Origin of the sequence: Gordonia amicalis NBRC 100051 = JCM 11271 (assembly GCF_000332995.1) — a bacterium.
GTDB lineage: Bacteria > Actinomycetota > Actinomycetes > Mycobacteriales > Mycobacteriaceae > Gordonia > Gordonia amicalis.
The window spans coordinates 14,234-32,689 of sequence record NZ_BANS01000005.1 but is presented as its reverse complement, the minus strand read 5'-3'; the positions used below and the strand labels follow the sequence as shown (position 1 = coordinate 32,689).

Genomic DNA, 18,456 nt, shown 5'->3' with positions numbered 1-18,456 from the left:
GGGGAACCGGCGATCCCGGCATGGCCTGAACAGGGACTAGATTGAGGTCGTGTCCGACGCGCGAGTGAATCAGCCCACAACACCGCCGGCTGACGTGTTCGGTGCGCGGGGTGCCCATGTGCCGGCCCCCGCCACCGTGCACGACGCGCTGCCCGACACGCTGCTCCGGCGGGTCAAGCAGTACAGCGGCCGCCTCGCCACCGAGGCGGTCCACTCGATGCAGGACCAGCTGCCCTATTTCGGCGACCTCGACGCCGCGCAGCGCGCGAGTGTGCAGCTGGTCGTGCAGACCGCGGTCGTGAACTTCGTCGAGTGGATCCAGGATCCCGAGGGCAACGTGAAGTTCACGGTCCAAGCGTTCCAGGTGGTACCGCAGGACCTCGCCCGCCGCATCACCCTGCTGCAGACCGTCGAGATGGTCCGCGTGGCGATGGAGTTCTTCGAGAAGTGGCTGCCGCTGCTCGCCCGGAACGACGCCCAGCTCCGTGCACTCACCGAGTCGGTCCTGCGCTACGGACGGGAGATCGGTTTCGCCGCAGCGGCGATCTACGCCTCGGCCGCCGAGTCGCGTGGCGCCTGGGACTCCCGACTCGAGGCCCTGGTCGTCGACGCGGTGGTTCGCGGCGACACCGGACCGCAGCTCCTCTCTCGGGCGGCCGCCCTGAATTGGGATTCGGACGCCCCGGCGACGGTGATCGTGGGCACTCCGCCGCCCGAACAGAACGTCTCGGTGCCACTGGCCATCCACAACACGGCACGGCAGTTCGACCGGTCGGCGCTGTCGGTGGTCCAGGGCTCGGTGCTGGTCGCGATCGTGAGCGGACCGGCACGGCCGACGGAGAAGTTCGTCTCGGCTCTCCTCACGCACTTCGCCGACGGCCCGGTGGTCATCGGGCCGACCATGCCGAACCTCGGCAGCGCCCACACCAGTGCCGCCGAGGCGATGGCCGCGATCGAGGCGGTGGTGGGCTGGCCGAGTGCACCGCGACCGGTCCACAGTCTCGAACTGTTACCCGAACGTGCACTCAAGGGTGACGAGTCAGCGGTGACCGCTCTGGTCGAATCGGTGGTCCGTCCGCTGTCGGCGGGAGGCTCCACTCTGACGACGACGCTCGAGGCCTATCTCGACTCCGGCGGATCGGTCGAATCCTGCGCGCGCGTTCTGTACATACATCCAAATACGGTCCGGTACCGGCTGAAGAAGATTGCGGAAATCACACGGCGCGACCCGACGAACCCCCGCGACGCGTATGTACTACGGATCGCGACGACCGTCGGTCGTTTGACACACTTACGGCACAAAACGGAGTCTTCTGCCCCATAGGCCACACGAGTAACATGTCCGATTCGCCATTTATGCTGATAGGAGCCTTAAGAACACGTTTCGGTAACGAATCTCAGCCTGATGACGAAGCAGGTGGCACTTCGGTGAAGTTTGTGGGAACCCTACAAAACCCTGCGACAAGGTTCATGCTTCTCTACACCCACATAGGGCGGGGAAAGGGTGTTCTCTGGTCACGTGCTTTCGTTGCTTGCTCCCGGCCAGGGTTCCCAGACACCCGGCATGCTCACGCCGTGGCTCGACCTGCCCGGTACCCGTGATCAGATCGCCACGTGGTCCAAGCTCACTCAACTGGACTTGGAACGACTCGGTACCACCGCCACCGCGGAAGAGATCACCGACACCGCGGTGACCCAGCCGCTGGTCGTGGTCGCCGCCCTGCTCGCCTTCGACGAGGCCCGCAAGAACGGCGAGCTGCCCGCGGACGCGGTCGTCGCCGGCCACTCGGTCGGCGAGCTCGCCGCCGCCGCCATCACCGGTGTGATCTCGGCCGACGAGGCCGTCACCCTCGCCGCGATCCGCGGTGCCGAGATGGCCAAGGCCTGCGCTCTCGTACCGACCACCATGGCCGCCGTTCTCGGTGGCGACGAAGCCGCCGTGCTCGCCCGCCTCGAGGAACTCGAACTCGTCCCGGCCAACCGCAACGCGGTCGGCCAGATCGTCGCGGCCGGAGCCGTCGACAAGATCGACGAGCTCATCGCGTCCCCGCCGGAGAAGGCCCGTATCCGCAAGCTCGCGGTCGCCGGCGCCTTCCACACCCACTTCATGGCTCCGGCGCAGGACGCCGTCGCCGCGGCGGCCGCGAAGATCACCCCGTCCGACCCGAATCGCACGTTGCTGTCGAACTCCGACGGGCAGCCTGTAACGAATGGCTCCGAAGCACTGACAAAACTGGTGGGCCAGGTGACCAGGCCGGTCCGCTGGGATCTCTGCTCGGCGTACCTGCGTGAGAACTCGGCCACCGCCGTCGTGGAACTGCCGCCGGCGGGCACGCTCGTGGGGATCGCCAAGCGCGAGCTGAAGGGCACCCCATCGCTGGCGCTCAAGGAGCCCGGCGACATCGCGAAGATCACTGAACTTGGATAGCGGTCGCGGTTAGTCCGCGACCCCCGGAAGATCGGCCCCGACGCCGATCTGTCCAAGCGCGCGGACTCTCTCGGGTCCGTCCTGCGCTCCGGAAACTCATCTACCCGATACACGGAAAGGGAACCACACAGTGGCTGCCACCCAGGAACAACTCATTGCCGGCATCGCCGAGATCATCGAGGAAGTCACCGGCATCGAGCCGTCCGAGGTGACCCTCGAGAAGTCGTTCGTCGACGACCTCGACATCGATTCGCTGTCCATGGTCGAGATCGCCGTCCAGACCGAGGACAAGTACGGCGTGAAGATCCCCGACGAGGACCTGGCCGGTCTGCGCACCGTCGGCGACGCCGTCTCGTACATCCAGAAGCTCGAGAGCGAGAACCCCGAGGCTGCGGCTGCCATCAAGGCTCAGGTCGAGGCAGACCAGAACTGATGAGCTCCCCCTCCCTCCGCGACTACTCGACGCTGGGTGGGAACTTCCCGAGCGTGGTCGTCACCTCCATGGTGGCGACCACCTCGCTCGGCGAAGATCTCGACTCGACGTGGAAAGCACTGCTGGCGGGTGAGTCGGGCATCCGCGTCCTGACCGACGACTTCATCACCAGGTACAACCTGCCGGTTCGTATCGGCGGTCGTCTGCTGAAGGATCCGACCGACGAGGTCACCCGAGTCGAGGCCCGCCGGATGGCCTATGTCGAGCGCATCGCCCACGTGCTGAGCAAGCGTCTCTGGACGCAGGCCGGCGAACCCGAGGTCGACCCCGACCGTCTCGCCGTGGTCGTCGGCACCGGTCAGGGTGGCGGCGACGCGATGGTCGACGCCGTCAAGGCCATGGAAAGCACGGGCAACTACCGCAAGGTGTCCCCGCTCGCCGTGTCGATGGCCATGCCCAACGGTCCGGCCGCCGTCGTCGGTCTGAACGTCGGCGCCCGCGCAGGCGTCATCACCCCGGTCTCGGCGTGCTCGTCGGGGGCCGAGGCGATCGCACACGCGTGGCGCCACATCGTCATGGGTGACGCCGACATGGTCGTCACCGGTGGCGTCGAGGGACGCATCGACGCGGTGCCGATCGCGGCATTCTCGATGATGCGTGCCATGAGCACCCGCAACGAGGACCCCGCAGCCGCCTCTCGTCCGTTCGACAAGGACCGCGACGGCTTCGTCTTCGGCGAAGGTGCCGCGATGCTCATCCTCGAACGCGAGGAGCACGCTCGGGCCCGCGGTGCGCACATCCACGCGCGTCTCCTCGGCTCCGGCATCACCTCCGACGGATTCCACCTGGTGGCCCCGGATCCCAGCGGTCAGGGCAATGCCCGCGCGATGACTCGCGCCCTGCAGACCGCCGGTCTCCAGAAGTCCGACATCACCCACATCAACGCGCATGCGACGTCGACCCCGATCGGCGACACCGCCGAGTCCGCGGGCATCATCGCCGCCATCGGTCAGCATGCCGCGGTGTACGCACCGAAGTCCGCTCTCGGACACTCGATCGGTGCCGTCGGTGCTCTCGAGTCGGTCCTCACCATCAAGAGCGTCGAGGAAGGCGTCATCCCGCCGACCCTCAACCTCGAGAACCAAGACCCGGAATGCGACATCGACGTCGTCCACGGTGAGCCGCGCTACGGACAGATCGACTACGCGATCAACAACTCGTTCGGTTTCGGTGGGCACAACGTGGCGCTCGCCTTCGGTCACTACTGAGTCCTCGGCCTCCTCGCCGATCTCGGCAGCGCCCGAGACGAACCACGCCCGACACCCCTGGAGGAGACTGCGATGACGACCTTGGCTCCCATGCCCGGCCGCGAAGAAGCCGCCGATCCCCGCGACCCCCTGTTGCGGCTGACGAACTTCTTCGACGAAGGCACCATGTCGTTGCTGCACCCTCGCGACAAGTCCGGTGTCCAGGCCGCGGTCGGCCTGGTCAACGGCGTTCGCACGGTCTCCTACTGCACCGATGGCACCGTCATGGGCGGTGCCATGGGTGTCGTCGGATGTGCTCACATCGTCAACGCCATCGACACCGCCATCTCCGAGCAGGCGCCGGTCATCGGTATCTGGCACTCGGGTGGCGCACGCCTCGCCGAGGGGGTCGAGGCGTTGCACGCGGTGGGTCAGGTCTTCGAGGCCATGGTCCGGGCCTCCGGGTACATCCCGCAGATCTCGGTGGTCGTCGGCTTCGCGGCCGGCGGCGCGGCGTACGGACCCGCCCTCACCGACATCGTGATCATGGCTCCGGCCGGTCGCGTCTTCGTCACCGGACCCGATGTCGTCCGCAGCGTCACCGGCGAGGACGTCGACATGGAGTCGCTCGGCGGTCCCACCACACACGGCAAGAAGTCCGGTGTCTGCCACATCGTGGCCGATTCCGAGCCCGACGCCCTGTGGCGCGCACGCCGTCTCGTCTCGACCTTCACCCAGCAGGGCCACTTCAACCGTGAGCTGGCCGCCGCCGGCGACACCGACCTCAAGGCCCTGCTGCCCGAATCCGCCCGTCGCGCCTATGACGTCCACCCGGTCGTCGAGAAGCTACTCGACACGGCGCTGGCCGCCGACGGCGAGACCGAGATCTCGAGTTTCGAAGAGTTGCAGGCGAAGTGGGCGCCGAACATCGTCGTCGGATTCGGTCGGCTGTCGGGCCGCAGCGTCGGCGTCATCGCCAACAACCCGCTGCGCATGGGTGGGTGTCTGAACTCGGAGAGCGCCGAGAAGGCCTCCCGGTTCGTCCGCCTCTGCGACGCCTTCGGTATCCCCCTCATCGTCCTCACCGATGTCCCCGGTTACCTGCCGGGTGTCGGCCAGGAATGGAACGGTGTCGTCCGCCGCGGCGCGAAGCTGCTCCACGCCTTCGCCGAGTGCTCGGTTCCCCGCGTCACGCTCGTGACCCGAAAGATCTACGGCGGCGCCTACATCGCGATGAACTCGCGTGCGCTCGGTGCCACCGCGGTGTTCGCCTGGCCCGGTTCCGAGGTCGCCGTCATGGGTGCCAAGGCCGCCGTGGGCATCCTGCACAAGAAGGCACTCGCCGCCGCACCCGACGATGAGCGTGACGCCCTCCACGATCGCCTGGCCGCCGAGCACGAGGCCATCGCCGGTGGCGTGGGACGGGCCCAGTCGATCGGCGTCGTGGACGAGATCATCGACCCGGCCCGCACGCGCAGCATCATCGCCGAGGCACTCGCGGCTGCACCCGCCCGACGCGGTCGGCACAAGAACATCCCGCTGTGACCGCCTGACGGACCCACACGTCGACAGACATACGAAGAACGCCACCGGTTCTCACCGGTGGCGTTTCTCGTGTGTCCCTGAGATCGCGGGATGTACTCACCGCGCTCCCTGGGAAGTTCACGCTCCCTGAGTAGCCCCAGAGCTTGCGGAGGGCGCTCCTCAGCCGACCCGCTGCTGCAGCCAGGTGACCTCGGCCCCGGCACCGCCCATGCGGTACTGCTCGAGGGCGTCGTCCCAGGCCGTGCCGAGGGCGGCTTCGAGTTCGCCGGCGAGTCCGGCACGGTCGGGCTGCGATTCGATCAGCGAGCGCAGTTGGTTCTCGCCGACGATGACGTCGCCGTTGGCGCTGGTCGATCCGCGCCAGAGCCCGAGACCCGGCACGTAGCTGTAGCGTTCGCCGTCGACACCCTCGCTCGGGTTCTCGGTGACCTCGAACCGCAGCGCCGACCACTCGCGCAGAGCGGTCACCAAACGTGCCGCTGTCCCGACCGGCCCCGCCCAGTCGACAGTCGCACGCTGCATACCCGGCTCGGCGTCCTGTGCCGACCATTTCAGGTTCGCGCGTGCATTCAGGGTCGACGACAGAGCCCACTCCACATGCGGGCACAGCGCCACCGGCGCCGAGTGGATGTAGACCACTCCCGTTGTCATGTCCGCAAACTGGTTCAGATTGCGCACCTTTTCACCTCCGTTGTCGACGAGGAACGTCTTCCCCAACACACCTCGCGACTCCGGATATCACACTCGTGGGATTTATTGTGCCTCAAGATGCACGTGTTGCGCTAGTTTCTCGTGCGAGAAAACTTCATTTCTGTGACGAAAGTTCACTGACGACTCGATCGTTGAACTCACTCCACAACGGCTTCGCCCACGGTCCGAACGACCGGTCGGTGAGGACGACGCAGGCGGCCTGCAGGTCGGGGTCGACCCAGAGAAAAGTCCCAGCCTGGCCGAAGTGCCCGAAAGTCCGCGGCGAGTTGCCCGCCCCGGTCCAGTGCGGAGACTTCTTCGACCGGATCTCGAAGCCCAGGCCCCAGTCGTTGGGACGATGCCTCCCGTATCCCGGCACGAACCCGTCGAGTCCCGGGAACTGCACCGATGTCGCATCGGCGAGCGTCTCGGGGGCGAGGATCTGCGGTGCGAGGAGCTCCTGCGCGAAACGGGCCAGATCTGCGGTGCTGGATCGTGCACCGTGGCCGGCCGGTCCGTGGAGCTCGGTCGATTCGAGTCCGAGAGGCGCGCTGACGGCGTCGGCGAGGTACTCCGGAAACGCGATGCCCGCCGCCTGTTCGACGGTCTCGGCCAGGATCTCGAACCCCGCACTCGAATAGATGCGCTTCTCCGCGACCCCCGCCTCGATGTCCCGCGAGTCGAAGGCGAGTCCCGATGCGTGGGCCAGGAGATGCGCGACAGTGGCACCGGGCGGACCGGCGGGGTCGTCGAGTTCGACGGCCCCCTCCTCGACGGCCACCAGAACCGCCTCCGCGACGAGGAGTTTGGTGACCGAGGCGAGCTCATAGTCGCGAGCGGGGTCGCCGAATTCCTCGGCGACCCCGTCACGGGTGATGATCGCCGCCGACACATTGTCGACGGGCCATTCCGTCAGAGATTCAAGGACCGACACATCGGGTCACGTTACCCGTGGACGCGTGCCGGCCGGTGGGCACAGGGCTCACCAATCCTCTTCGGTGTAGCGGATGACACCGCGAATGTTGCGGCCTTCCAGCATGTCCTGGTAGCCCTCGTTGATCTGGTCCAGGCGGTACTGGCGGGTGATCATGTCGGCGATGTTGAGCTTGCCGATCTTGTACATCGAGAGCAGCTGCGGGAGGTCGAGCTTGGGATTGGCGCCGCCGAAGATGGAGCCCTGCAGGTTCTTCTGCAGCAGCGTCAGCATGGCGAGGTTCAGGGTCACGTCGCTCTCGAGCATGTTGCCCATACCGGTCAGCACACAGGTGCCGCCCTTGCCGGTGATCCCCATCCACAGATCGACATCCTTGCCGTGGACCTCACCGACGGTGACGATCACCTTCTGGCACATACCGCCGTGGGTGGTCTCCGCGATGGCCATGGCGGCCTCTTCGACCGATGCGAATGCCGCGGTGGCCCCGAACTTCAACGCCTGCTCACGCTTCCACTCCACCGGATCGATGGCGAACACGTTGCGGGCACCCGAGATGACCGCCCCCTGCAGGGCTGCCGTACCGACGCCGCCGACGCCCACGATGGCCACGTCCTCGCCGGGGCGGACGTCACCGCTGCGGGTCGACGAGCCGTAGCCGGTGGGGACGCCGCAGCCGCACAGAGCGGCGACCTCGAACGGGATGTCCTTGTCGATCTTCACCGCCGACGCCTCGTGCACCACCATATAGGGCGCGAAGGTGCCAAGCAAGGTCATCGGGTAGACGTTCTCGCCGGCTGCCGTCTGGATGCGGAAGGTGTTGTCCGACACGGCTTCGCCCTGCAGCAGCATGGCGCCGAAGTCGCACAGGTTGGCCATGCCCGACTGGCACGACGGACACTTGCCACACGACGGGATGAACGACAGCACGACGTGGTCGCCGACCTCGAAATCGGTGACACCCTCGCCGACCTCGGCGACGACGCCGGCACCCTCGTGCCCACCCAGGATCGGGAAACCCGCCATGGGGATGCCACCGGTCACCAGATGGTGATCGGAGTGGCACATGCCTGCTGCTTCCATCTTGATCTTGATCTCGTGCGCCTTGGGGTCACCGATCTCGATCTCCTCGATCGCCCACGGCTTGTTGTTCTCGCGCAGCAGCGCACCTTTGGTCTTCACTGATCTCCTCCGTTCGACCCGGCAACGTCTCGCCCCGGGAGGTCTACCCGCGTCGTTGCCGACGCTTGTGACTGTAGTCACTCAACCACAAAATTGGAACGTGTCCTAGTCCGTGTTCCATCGACTCCCTACGCCGTTCGACGGACCGTCGAGACGCTGGAAACACGGCGACCTGGGCGCTTGGGAACACGCGCCCAGGTCGGAGTGTGTGCGCCGATCAGCGCGGGCCCGGACGGGCCGAAGAAACGATCGAAGCGGTCAGTTCGCCAGACCGGCGTCCTTGGACCCGTAGGTCTGACGCAGGGTCGGCTTGACGACCTTGCCACCGGCGTTGCGCGGCAGTTCCTCGACGATGACCAGGTCCTTGGGGTGCTTGAAGCGGGCCAGGTTCTCGTTCAGGTACGGCTCGAGGTCGGCGAGGGTCAGATCCTCGACGCCTGCGGCGGGGACGACGACCGCGACCGGCACCTCGCCCCACTTCTCGTGCGCGCGACCGATGATCGCCGCCTCGCTGATGCTCGGGTGACCGAACAGCACGTTTTCGACCTCGGCGCAGTAGATGTTCTCGCCACCCGAGATGATCATGTCCTTGGCGCGGTCGACGACGTAGAGGAACCCCTCCTCATCCTGACGCACGAGGTCGCCGGAGTGGAACCAGCCACCGGCGAAGGCGTCGGCGGTCCCCTGCTCGTTCTGCCAGTAGCCCTTCATCATGTTGGGTCCGCGGTAGACGATCTCGCCGACCTCACCCTGGGCGACGTCGTTGCCCTCCGGGTCGATGACGCGGGCGGTCACCGCGGGCACGACCTTGCCGATCGAGCCGATCTTGCGCAGGGCGTCCTTGCCTTCGAGTACGCAGGTGATCGGCGACATCTCGGTCTGACCGAAGACCGCGACGTTCAGCGCGTCCGGGAAGGTCTCGTTCATCGCGCGCAGCACGGTGTCCGAGGCCGGGGCCGCGCCCCAGCTGATCACGCGCAGCTTCAGGTCGCGCGGCTTGGCCTGCTGGGCGGCGCACACGGCCTGCCACTGAGCCGGCACCAGGAAGATCGAGGTGGTGCCCTCTCGCTCGATGGTGTCGAGCATGTCGTTCGGGTCGAACGCTCCGAGTGGGTGGATGACCGACAGTGCCCCCATGTAGAACAGCGGCGTCATGGCACCAAGCCCGGCGATGTGGAACATCGGCGCGACGCACGAGCCGATGTCGTCGGACCGGGTGTGCAGCGCCTGCATGCAGGTGGCTGCCTGCGCCTGCAGGTTGGTGTGGGTGAGCATGGCGCCCTTGGGCTTTCCGGTGGTGCCCGAGGTGTACATGATCAGCGCGACGGTCTCTTCGGGGACGTCGATCTCCGGCAGATCCGAGGAGTCCTCGGCGACGAGCGCCTCGTAATCGAGGTGGTTGTCCTTGTCGGATCCCCCCACGACGACGATGTGGTCGATCGCATTGGTCGAGGCCGCGACGGCATCGACGAGCGGGGCGAGCAGGGTTTCGGTGACGACGACCTTGGCGCCGCTGTCGTTGACCAGGAAGGCGATCTCGGCGGGGCTCATGCGGATGTTCACCGGCACCGGGATGGCGCCGATCAGGTTGGCACCCAACGTCGCTTCGACATACTCGGTGCGGTTGAGCAGGACGATGAGGATCCGGTCACCGAACCCGACGCCGCGACGGGTCAGCGCCGCGGCGAAGGCGCGGGTCCGTTCGTCGAGCTCCTTCCAGGTGGTGACCTTCCCGAGGAACTTCAGGGCCGGGCCGTCGGGGTTCATGAAGGCGTGGCGCTTGACCTGGTTGATCCAGTGGTTGCGGCGCGAGCGCAGCGGTTCGGTGGCGAGGTCGGTGACGGTGTCGACGGTCGCGGTCATACGATCGGTCTCCTTGTTGTCTTTCATCGTGTCGAGCGATGGGTGAAAACGTGTGTGGTGGTGAGTGTTCGGCGTGGGCCGAGGTTCACTTCTGGGCGCCCGCGAAGGCGGCGATGGCGGCCTGGAACTCCGGCGACTGCAGCAGTTCGGTCTGGCCTTCGAGTTCCCGCTCGATGGCCGCTTCGAAGCCGGACATCGTGTGTGCGTCGAGGGCCGACTTCGTCAGGCGCAGCGCGGAGCGGCTCTTGCCGGCCAGCTTCGCGGCGACCTTGTCGACAGCTTCGTCGAGTGCGGCGCGATCGTCGTAGACCCCGTTGATCAGGCCCGCGGCGAGAGCCTCCGGCGCGCGGAGCTTCTCACCGAGGAGGGCGAGCTCATTGGCGCGGACCCGGCCCACGGCCGAGGTGAACAGCATCGACGCGCCACCGTCGGGCATCAGACCGATGTTGATGAAGGCGAGCAGGAAGTACGACCGCTGGGTCGTGTAGATGAGGTCGGCGGCCAGAGCCAGCGAGGCGCCGATTCCCGCGGCCGGTCCGTCGACGGAGGCGATGACCGGGACCTGGACCGACCGCACCGCGCGCACGAGCTCGGAACCGGCGGAGATGATCCCGCGGGCCTGGTCGGGGTCGAGCCCCGACGACCCGTTGGCGGTCGACTGCGAGTTGATGGAGACGACATCGGCCCCGGCGCTGAAGCTTCCGCCCGCACCGTCGATCACGATGACCCGGACGTCGTCACTCGACGACCACTGCTCCATCGCAGCCCTGATGCCGAGGTTCGCCTCGGTGTCGAGAGCGTTCATCTTCCCCGGACGGAAATCGTCAGCCGCGCAACCCCGCGGTCGTCGACCGAGGTCACGATTGCGCTCTGGCTGGTCTCGTCGCTCACTGTTCTCCCCACTGGTGACCGGACAAATAGACACAGGTGATCCCATCTGTGCCATCGCCTAGATTTTTACCACAGTGCGACGCAGATCACGAGAATCTTGGTTAACTTATTCTCGCGTTCCAACGATTCTTCCTGGTGTTTTTGGTCGAGGCACCGGAATGTGTCTCGTGAACGTCGTATCCGGCTAGAGTGGGTCGCCATGACCGTGCGCCCGGGGACGCCGCCTTCCGAGACGTCCCAGACCGATGCTCCGGGCACCCGACGCCGCCGCCCCGCCGACCGGAGACGACTCATCGTCGACGCGTCGGCCAAGGCATTCAGTGACGGCGGCTATCACGCGGTCCGTCTCGAGGACATCGCCGACGCGGTCGGGATCTCCGCGCCCGCGCTGTACAGGCACTTCCCGAACAAGTACGCACTGTTCGCCGAGACGACCGCCGTACTCGCGCAGTCGCTGCGGTCCGCACTCGACGCGGTGGAGACCGGTGGCGACGACGAGCTGCGCTCCCTTCTCGTGGCGATCACGGCCGCCTCGTTCGAGAACCGTCGCAAGGGTGGCCTCTACCGGTGGGAGTCCCGGTATCTCGAGCCGGACGATCGCGCCATCGTCCGGGATGTCGTCGTCCATCAGCACCGGCGCGTCCGAGCGGCTGCGCGACGTCTTCGTCCCGGGCTCGGTGATGCTGACGCGAATCTGATCGCCGCCGCGATGACCAGCGTCGCCGCCAGTCCGACCACCCACCGCGCCTCGCTGCCCGCACGCGAGGTCACCAGCCTCATTCCCGACGCCGCGATGAGCCTCCTCGACGTCGACCTCCCCGATCCGGTGGAACCGGTGGCCTCCGGCGTTCACGGCCTCGCGCCGGCCGCGAAACGCGAGATCATCCTGACCGAGGCGATCAACCTCTTCGCGGCCCGCGGATTCCGCGACGTGACCATCGAAGACATCGCCCATGCCGCCGACCTACCGGCATCCGGCGTGTACCGCCACTTCCCGAGCAAGGTCGCCATCCTCGAGGCCGCGTTCTGGCGGGCGACCGATCGCGTCACCAGCGCCATCTCCGACGCCCTGGCCAACTCGACGACACCACGCGAGGCAATCGTCGGCATGGTTCACAGATACGTCCGGTTGACTTGCAGCACAACCGATCTGATCAGCGTCTACGAGACCGAGATCGGCCACGCCACCCCGGAGGCGCGGAACGCGCTCCGCAACCAGCAGCGCATCACCGTGGAAGAGTGGGCGACCTGGGTGAGCCGCGAACGCGAAAACCTCTCGATCACCCACGCCCGCTTCCTGGTGCACGCCGCGCTCAACGTCGTCACCGACCTGACGCGATTGAGACCACAACCCTCCCCTGAGCGCATCGAGGCGCCGTCGACGCGAATCCTGTTGGGAGAGAACGGCTGAGTCGAAGCCCCGCTCGTTGAGCCGACGCCGAGCGTCGTCCTGCCGGTTGAGCCGACACCGAGCGGAGCGAGGCGTCGCGTCGAAACCCCGTTCACCGCACCCCCCTGCCGGTTGAGCCGACACCGAGCGACGCGAGGCGTCGCGTCGAAACCAGCCCTACAGCACCGCGAAGTCGTCCATCAGCCAGCGACCGTCGTTCTGGACCAACGTCACCTTCACCCGCGACTGGTACGGGAATCCCTCGGGGAACTGTTTCGCGGTCTGCGGCGACTTGATGGTCTGGTCGAGGGTGACGAGCACGACGGCCTTCCCCTCGTCGAGGGACATGATGCCGGCGTTGTCGGCTTTCGCGGTCGACACCGCTTCTGCGTCGGTGGAGCCGCGACGGGCGTCCTGCGAGGACTCGATGTAGGTCTGGGTGAACGCGGGGGTCGAGATCTCCCGGATTCGACGGTCGAGGTCCGAATAGTCGGCCGAGTTGTAGGTCGTGATCTCGGTGGCGTACTTGCGGGCGGTGTCGAGGATCGTCGTGTCGATCGTGCTGACCGCGGTGTCGGCCCGGCGGTCGGCGTCGACGTAGGCGACGGCCAGGACCGCGGTCGACGCCGTGAGCACAACGGCGACGGCCGTCAACGCGACGACCGCCCACGTCTTCTTGCCGAGACCGGTCGCCCAGCCGGTCCAGCGATTGTTCTTGCCGGTGGCGGCTTTCCGGTCGAGCTTGCGGGGTGTGCGGTCCTCAGCGGACTCCCCCGTGGCCCGTGCTTCCGTGCTGTCCGGCTCGGTCTCGCCCTCGACGACGGCGTCGTCTGCTTCCCCACGACGCCCCGCCTTGCGTGCGGCCTTTGCCGCCCTGGCCTCCGCCTCGGCCCGGAACTTCTCCCGGTTCGTGCGGTTGGCCTGCAGGAACTGCTCGCCGTCGAGCGGGGTCACGCCATCTTCGACGTCGGTCGTCGCCGGGGTGGCGTCGGGGGCGTCGGAGGTCTGACGAGGCTTCGGCATGGGTTCAATGTAGCGATGCCGCGTCGGGCACTGTGTCCGGCGTCATATGACCGGCAGATCTCCGAGGCTGCCGAGGTCCAGTGACACCCACTGCTCGGGGTCGAGGTACAGCTTGGTCTGCGGGCCGTGCTCCTTCTCCGCCATCTCGATGTACGGTTCGACGGCCTGCGGCGGGAGGTACCGAGAGGCCAACTCGCGCAGGTCGTCTCGGGTTCCGGCGACCATGTCGACGGCGTTGCCGGACACCGATACGTACTTCAGCCGCGGCGACACCTCGTCGACCATGAGGGTGAACCGTCCCGCCGCCCGGATGAGATTCAGCTTCCGGGACTCGGTGCCGGTGAGCACCCACGGTCTTCCGCCGGGTGTGTAGTGGTACCAGATCGGCACCGTCAGCGGCGCCCTCCCCGGTTCGGCTTCCACAGACAGCGCCGCGACATGCGGTTCTGCCAGAAACGCTTCTCGTTCGCTCTTGCTGAGTGCCATGTCCCGACGGTAAACCCGACCTCTGACACCCGCGCCCGATTCGCTCGGTCCGACCCTACTTCCAGGGAGCGAGCACCTCGGCCGCCCGTTCGGCGAGCACCTTCTGGAACAGCGGGCCGAAGCTCACGCGTCCGACGCCGAGCGCGGCGAGTGCCGCCTTGTTGTTCTTGGTCGGGTGCCCGATGGCGTTGACCGGAAGCGGCAACTCGTCGGCAAGTCTCTTCTGCGTGGCGTCGTCGTGGAAGCCGACCGGGTAGAGCACGTCGGCTCCGGCCTCCGCGCAGAGCTTCATCCGGGCGATGGCACGGTCGACGCGGTCGGACTCGTCGCCGACCTGCTTGATGAACAGGTCGGTGCGGGCGTTGATGACGACGTGGACATCGGTGGCGTCCGACGCTGCGCGCAATGCGCCCACGAAGTCGGCGTGTTCCTGCGCCTCGCGGAGTCGGCCGCCTTCGCTGTGGACGGTGTCCTCGATGTTGAGGCCGACGGCCCCGGCGTCGATGAGTCCCTCGATCAGCGTCTTCGGGTCTTCGCCGTAGCCGGATTCGATGTCGACGGAGATCGGGACGTCGACTGCTGCGGTGATCTGTTTGATCCGAGTCGTCAGCTCGTCGAAGGCGATTCCCTCGTTGTCGGGTTTGCCGATCGAATCGGAGACCGGGTGACTGCCGACGGTGAGTGCGGTGAACCCGGCGGACACCGCCAGGTTCGCCGACCATGCGTCCCACACCGTCGGCAGGATCACCGGGTCGCCCGGTTTGTGGAGTTGGAGCAGAGTCGCGGCCTTGTCGGCTAGTTCCGTCATGACCCCTACAACTACCCCGCTCGCAGCAGACATTCCGGGGCTTGGCGAAAAACTACTTCCGCCAGAACAAATGGTGGGTGACTCCGCTGGGACTCGGGATCGCCTCGTGCTCGAAGCGATCCTCCAGGTCCTCCGGCGAATCCCACAGGCGCAGACCGTTCCCGTAGGTGACGGGCGCGACCGCGATGTGCAGCGTGTCGATGAGATCTGCGTCGAGGAACTCCCGCACGGTGCTGACGCCGCCACCGATCCGGACGTCTTTGCCGTCGGCTGCCGCTTTCGCCTTCTCGGCTGCCTCCGCCGGTGTGGCGTCGAGGAAGTGGAAAGTGGTCTCACCCAGGGTGAACGACGGTCGGAGGTGGTGAGTCAGGACGAAGACTGGGGTGTGGAACGGCGGTTCGTCGCCCCACCACCCCTGCCAGTCGTGGTCGGTCCACGGGCCGCGCTGATGACCGAACTTGTTGCGGCCCATGATCTCCGCGCCGATGTTGTGGGTGAAGTCCCGGGTGAAGTAGTCGTCGAGGCCCCGGGTCCCGCCGGGATCGGTGCGGTTGGGCCAGCTGGCAGTGGCCCCGGCCCACGACATCAGTTCCCAGGGCTCGACGGTGTCGCCGAAGGGCCTCTCGAAGGTCTGATTCTCACCTGCACCGATCCCGTCCTGCGAGACCGCGAAATTCTGCACTCTGAGTAGCTGCGGCATGGTTTGTCGTTTCCTGTTCGTCGTCCGGCATGAGGGATCTATGCAGGACAGACTCACCACCGCAGCGGAACTCATCGGTGGGACGGCAGGTCGGGCCAGCCCCGGCAAACCCACCCCTTTTCGACATTTCCACCCCGACGCGCGCGGCGGTGATTCTGCCGAAAAAGGGTGGTTTTGCGGGCCCACGAAGAAGCCCGCCACCTGCTGTCGCAAGTGGCGGGCTGTCGTTGTTGCTCCCCCAACTGGACTCGAACCAGTAACCGTTCGATTAACAGTCGAATGCTCTGCCAATTGAGCTATGGGGGATTGCTCGGCCCTCGTTCGGCGCCGCGGGCGCTTCACTTGAACCGAGGACAGACTCTAGCGCATGCCGCTGCCGGACGACAAAACGGCAGGTCAACGGCATACGACGTGGCGGCAGTTGTGTCCGGACATCGGACACAACTGCCGCAGATCCTACGACTTCAGTGACCGGCGACGACGTCGGCTTCGTCGACCTCCACCGGCGTCCGCGCACCGGGCAGGAACCAGTAGGCGAAGCACACCGCCCCGAAGAACAGGTAGCCCAGCGAGACCTCGGGCGCGGCCGCCCACGACACCTCCGGCGCGTGGATGAGGCCGATGAACGAGAGCACCGCCCCCACCGCCGCGGCGATGGCCGCGAAGTGGAACTTCTTCTCCAGGATGAACGTGACGATCGTGCCGAGGATCAGCCCGACGAGCACCGCTCCCTCGCCGAGCGTCTTGAGGCCCTCGTAGATCACGCCGGCACCGTTCATCGCCTCCATGCCCACCTCGTCGACCGTGGTCCCCGCCGCCGAGAGCGCGTTGTCGATGAGTCCGCGCCCCCACTCGGCCAGGTTCGGCAGCAGCGCCGCGACCACCGCGACCGCGTGCAGGCGCGGCACCGCCTGGAAGGCCTGTGCCCCGATCAGCAAGCCGATGAACAGCAGGATCGGCACGATCGCCGGCACCGGCAGCAGGTAGTTCAGCACCCCGAACAGACCGAGGAAACACAGCAGGCCGATCGCTGCTCCACTGGCCAGCGAGTAGCTCGCGCGACCACCGGCGTCCTTCCAGCCCGGATGACCGATGTACACGGCCGGCGGGAAGGGCGACCCGAACGCCGCACCGATGCACGCCCCGGCACCGTCGGCGAGCAGCACGCTGCGCAGATTGTAGTTGTCCCCCGCCGCCGCGGCGCTCTCCACATTGCTCATCGCCTCGGTGAAGTTGTAGACGCCCAGCGGTATCGCGGTGCCCAGCAGCGGCGCGAGATCGCCGAGACCGTTGAACAACAGGTCGAATCGTTGATCCGGAATGCCGACGGCGATGTCTTCCACCGCCGCGGTCAGGTCCGGTACCGACATGAACCCGCCTGCCCAACCGATCGCCGTACCGACGAGCAGCGCGGCGAGCCCGACGGGGACGTTGCCGGGCAGCTTCACATCGGTGAAGAAACCGATGAGGATGATCGCCAGCACCGGCAGACCGATCCACGCCGCCTCCCAGATCTGCCCTGCCGGACGCATCGAGATGAACGTGATCGAGATACCGGCCAGGGTGCCGAGCATCGCGGCGCGCGGCGTCAGTTTGCGCACATAGGGTCCGACGAACGCGCCGATCATGACGATGACACCGATCATGAACGCCCACGCCAGACCGGCCTGCCACGCCTGGATGGCGTCCTTGGTGTTCAGGTACACCGGCAACATCACGACGAACACCACGATGAACATGTGCGGGACACTCGGCCCGTACGGCAGGGCTGTCACATCGTCGCGTCCCTCCCGCGCGGCGAGGCGTCGGGCCAGGAACGTGTAGTACAGGTTGCCCAGGATCAGCGCGACGCCCAGCGCGGGCAGCACGGTGCCGAGGACGTTGTCCGGACTGAGACCGATCACGCCGATCATCAAGCCGGTCAACGTCAGCACGTTGACGAGGATGTTGAAACCGAGACCGAAGAAGGCGTTGGTGTCTCCGCGCGTCCACCACGCGACCTTCGGGGTTGCAGCCGGTGACGGCGGGTCGGTGGTCGGGGCTGGATCGGTGGTGGCGCTCATGAATTCCTCCGGACTGCTGGGGTTTGATGGGGAAAACGAGACGCCGATGTCTCGTCTGGGTAGGTTGGATCGTTCTCAGACGGCGGGTTCCACAGGCGCTCGCCCGTTCAGCAGCGGGATGATCGCCGTGCCGGGCGCGGTCCAGCCGAAGATGCCTCCCTGCGCCGCGATCATCTCCAGGCCGACGCGCTGGAAATCGGGGAAGTACGAACCGACACAATCGGATACGACGACGCACTCGAAACCTCGGTCGTTGGCCTCACGCGTGGTGGTGTGGACGCACACCTCGGTGGTCACGCCGGTCACCAGTAGTTGCGTGATCTCGTTGTCGGCCAGCACCTTCGACAGTTCGGTCGCATAGAACGCCCCCTTGCCGGGCTTGTCGATGACGACCTCGGTGTCGAGCGGGGCGAGTTCGTCGATGATGTCGTGCCCGTACTCACCGCGGATCAGGATGCGCCCGAACGCCCCCGGGTCGCCGATCCGCTTCGACGGTTGGCCGCGGTTGAGCTTGGCCGGCGGGCAATCCGACAGGTCTGGCAGATGCCCCTCCCGGGTGTGGATGACGAGCATCCCGACCGCCCGCGCGGCGTCGAGCAGAGCAGCGAGGGGTTCGACGACGCGCTGCAGTTGCGAGACGTCGTTGCCGAGGGTTTCGCCGAAACCGCCCGGCAACAGGAAGTCCCGCTGCATGTCGATGATGATCAGCGCGGTCTGGTCCAGGTCGAGTTCGATCGGACCGGGCAGCGCGTCGAGGATGACGGTCGTGGGCATCG

The 18,456-nt window shown here is 66.7% G+C and carries 16 protein-coding genes, 1 tRNA gene and 1 pseudogene; 6 read left to right on the top strand and 12 right to left on the bottom strand.

All coding sequences use genetic code 11. The features are described 5' to 3' along the window. Positions 1-49: 49 nt before the first annotated feature. The 5 genes from GOAMI_RS02990 (at position 50) to GOAMI_RS02970 (ending at position 5,653) form a co-directional block, all read left to right on the top strand. On the top strand, positions 50-1,324 hold the full coding sequence (locus tag GOAMI_RS02990) for a PucR family transcriptional regulator (RefSeq protein WP_006434906.1): 1,275 nt from the start codon (positions 50-52) through the stop codon (positions 1,322-1,324). A 195-nt stretch (positions 1,325-1,519) separates the two neighbouring features. Further along, positions 1,520-2,428, top strand: a complete 909-nt coding sequence (locus GOAMI_RS02985) for an ACP S-malonyltransferase (RefSeq protein ID WP_006434905.1) — start codon at positions 1,520-1,522, stop codon at positions 2,426-2,428. Between the two features lie 130 nt (positions 2,429-2,558). Next, on the top strand, positions 2,559-2,861 hold the full coding sequence (gene acpM / locus GOAMI_RS02980) for a meromycolate extension acyl carrier protein AcpM (protein WP_006434904.1): 303 nt from the start codon (positions 2,559-2,561) through the stop codon (positions 2,859-2,861). Beyond that, complete coding sequence (locus tag GOAMI_RS02975) at positions 2,861-4,129, top strand: KasA/KasB family beta-ketoacyl-ACP synthase (protein WP_006434903.1); 1,269 nt, start codon at positions 2,861-2,863, stop codon at positions 4,127-4,129. Before acpM ends, GOAMI_RS02975 begins: the two co-directional genes overlap by 1 nt. Positions 4,130-4,201: 72 nt before the next feature. Continuing rightward, entirely contained in the window at positions 4,202-5,653 is a 1,452-nt protein-coding gene (locus tag GOAMI_RS02970) for an acyl-CoA carboxylase subunit beta (RefSeq protein ID WP_006434902.1), read from the top strand. A 159-nt stretch (positions 5,654-5,812) separates the two neighbouring features. Here the strand turns inward: GOAMI_RS02970 and GOAMI_RS02965 are convergent, their stop codons facing one another. From GOAMI_RS02965 to GOAMI_RS02945, 5 genes and pseudogenes are all read right to left on the bottom strand, one after another. Continuing rightward, positions 5,813-6,331, bottom strand: a complete 519-nt coding sequence (locus tag GOAMI_RS02965; protein WP_006434901.1) for a DUF3145 domain-containing protein — start codon at positions 6,329-6,331, stop codon at positions 5,813-5,815. A gap of 127 nt (positions 6,332-6,458) precedes the next feature. Continuing rightward, positions 6,459-7,277 carry a serine hydrolase domain-containing protein gene (locus GOAMI_RS02960; RefSeq protein ID WP_006434900.1) on the bottom strand — a complete coding sequence of 273 codons (819 nt, stop codon included), beginning with the start codon at positions 7,275-7,277 and terminating at the stop codon, positions 6,459-6,461. A 48-nt stretch (positions 7,278-7,325) separates the two neighbouring features. Continuing rightward, positions 7,326-8,456, bottom strand: coding sequence for an NDMA-dependent alcohol dehydrogenase (locus GOAMI_RS02955; protein ID WP_006434899.1), 1,131 nt, complete (start codon positions 8,454-8,456; stop codon positions 7,326-7,328). Between the two features lie 258 nt (positions 8,457-8,714). Further along, positions 8,715-10,319, bottom strand: coding sequence for a fatty-acid--CoA ligase FadD5 (fadD5, locus tag GOAMI_RS02950; RefSeq protein ID WP_006434898.1), 1,605 nt, complete (start codon positions 10,317-10,319; stop codon positions 8,715-8,717). A gap of 85 nt (positions 10,320-10,404) precedes the next feature. Beyond that, positions 10,405-11,210: pseudogene (locus tag GOAMI_RS02945) on the bottom strand (enoyl-CoA hydratase-related protein). A 199-nt stretch (positions 11,211-11,409) separates the two neighbouring features. Between GOAMI_RS02945 and GOAMI_RS02940 the strand changes: the two are divergent. Next, positions 11,410-12,621: a TetR/AcrR family transcriptional regulator gene (locus GOAMI_RS02940; protein WP_006434896.1), complete on the top strand. Its 1,212-nt coding sequence runs from the start codon at positions 11,410-11,412 to the stop codon at positions 12,619-12,621. A 156-nt stretch (positions 12,622-12,777) separates the two neighbouring features. Here the strand turns inward: GOAMI_RS02940 and GOAMI_RS02935 are convergent, their stop codons facing one another. The 7 genes from GOAMI_RS02935 to GOAMI_RS02905 form a co-directional block, all read right to left on the bottom strand. Continuing rightward, positions 12,778-13,623 carry a hypothetical protein gene (locus GOAMI_RS02935; RefSeq protein ID WP_006434895.1) on the bottom strand — a complete coding sequence of 282 codons (846 nt, stop codon included), beginning with the start codon at positions 13,621-13,623 and terminating at the stop codon, positions 12,778-12,780. A gap of 42 nt (positions 13,624-13,665) precedes the next feature. After that, entirely contained in the window at positions 13,666-14,109 is a 444-nt protein-coding gene (locus GOAMI_RS02930; RefSeq protein WP_006434894.1) for a pyridoxamine 5'-phosphate oxidase family protein, read from the bottom strand. A 55-nt stretch (positions 14,110-14,164) separates the two neighbouring features. After that, positions 14,165-14,917 carry an isocitrate lyase/PEP mutase family protein gene (locus GOAMI_RS02925; RefSeq protein WP_006434893.1) on the bottom strand — a complete coding sequence of 251 codons (753 nt, stop codon included), beginning with the start codon at positions 14,915-14,917 and terminating at the stop codon, positions 14,165-14,167. 52 nt (positions 14,918-14,969) lie between these two features. Beyond that, entirely contained in the window at positions 14,970-15,617 is a 648-nt protein-coding gene (locus GOAMI_RS02920; protein ID WP_006434892.1) for a dihydrofolate reductase family protein, read from the bottom strand. 233 nt (positions 15,618-15,850) lie between these two features. Next, positions 15,851-15,923: transfer RNA gene (locus tag GOAMI_RS02915), tRNA-Asn, on the bottom strand. Between the two features lie 158 nt (positions 15,924-16,081). Continuing rightward, on the bottom strand, positions 16,082-17,680 hold the full coding sequence (locus tag GOAMI_RS02910) for a SulP family inorganic anion transporter (RefSeq protein ID WP_006434891.1): 1,599 nt from the start codon (positions 17,678-17,680) through the stop codon (positions 16,082-16,084). Positions 17,681-17,755: 75 nt separating this feature from the next. Next, positions 17,756-18,454: a cysteine hydrolase family protein gene (locus tag GOAMI_RS02905; RefSeq protein WP_006434890.1), complete on the bottom strand. Its 699-nt coding sequence runs from the start codon at positions 18,452-18,454 to the stop codon at positions 17,756-17,758. Positions 18,455-18,456: the final 2 nt, after the last annotated feature.

What these genes read in the sequence shown, in the direction of transcription:
- GOAMI_RS02975 (WP_006434903.1), top strand. Translation starts at nt 2,861, where the DNA reads ATGAGCTCCCCCTCCCTCCGCGACTACTCGACGCTGGGTGGGAACTTC.
- GOAMI_RS02970 (WP_006434902.1), top strand. Translation starts at nt 4,202, where the DNA reads ATGACGACCTTGGCTCCCATGCCCGGCCGCGAAGAAGCCGCCGATCCC.
- fadD5 (WP_006434898.1), bottom strand. Translation starts at nt 10,319, where the DNA reads ATGACCGCGACCGTCGACACCGTCACCGACCTCGCCACCGAACCGCTG.
- GOAMI_RS02940 (WP_006434896.1), top strand. Translation starts at nt 11,410, where the DNA reads ATGACCGTGCGCCCGGGGACGCCGCCTTCCGAGACGTCCCAGACCGAT.
- GOAMI_RS02935 (WP_006434895.1), bottom strand. Translation starts at nt 13,623, where the DNA reads ATGCCGAAGCCTCGTCAGACCTCCGACGCCCCCGACGCCACCCCGGCG.
- GOAMI_RS02930 (WP_006434894.1), bottom strand. Translation starts at nt 14,109, where the DNA reads ATGGCACTCAGCAAGAGCGAACGAGAAGCGTTTCTGGCAGAACCGCAT.
- GOAMI_RS02925 (WP_006434893.1), bottom strand. Translation starts at nt 14,917, where the DNA reads ATGACGGAACTAGCCGACAAGGCCGCGACTCTGCTCCAACTCCACAAA.
- GOAMI_RS02920 (WP_006434892.1), bottom strand. Translation starts at nt 15,617, where the DNA reads ATGCCGCAGCTACTCAGAGTGCAGAATTTCGCGGTCTCGCAGGACGGG.
- GOAMI_RS02910 (WP_006434891.1), bottom strand. Translation starts at nt 17,680, where the DNA reads ATGAGCGCCACCACCGATCCAGCCCCGACCACCGACCCGCCGTCACCG.
- GOAMI_RS02905 (WP_006434890.1), bottom strand. Translation starts at nt 18,454, where the DNA reads ATGCCCACGACCGTCATCCTCGACGCGCTGCCCGGTCCGATCGAACTC.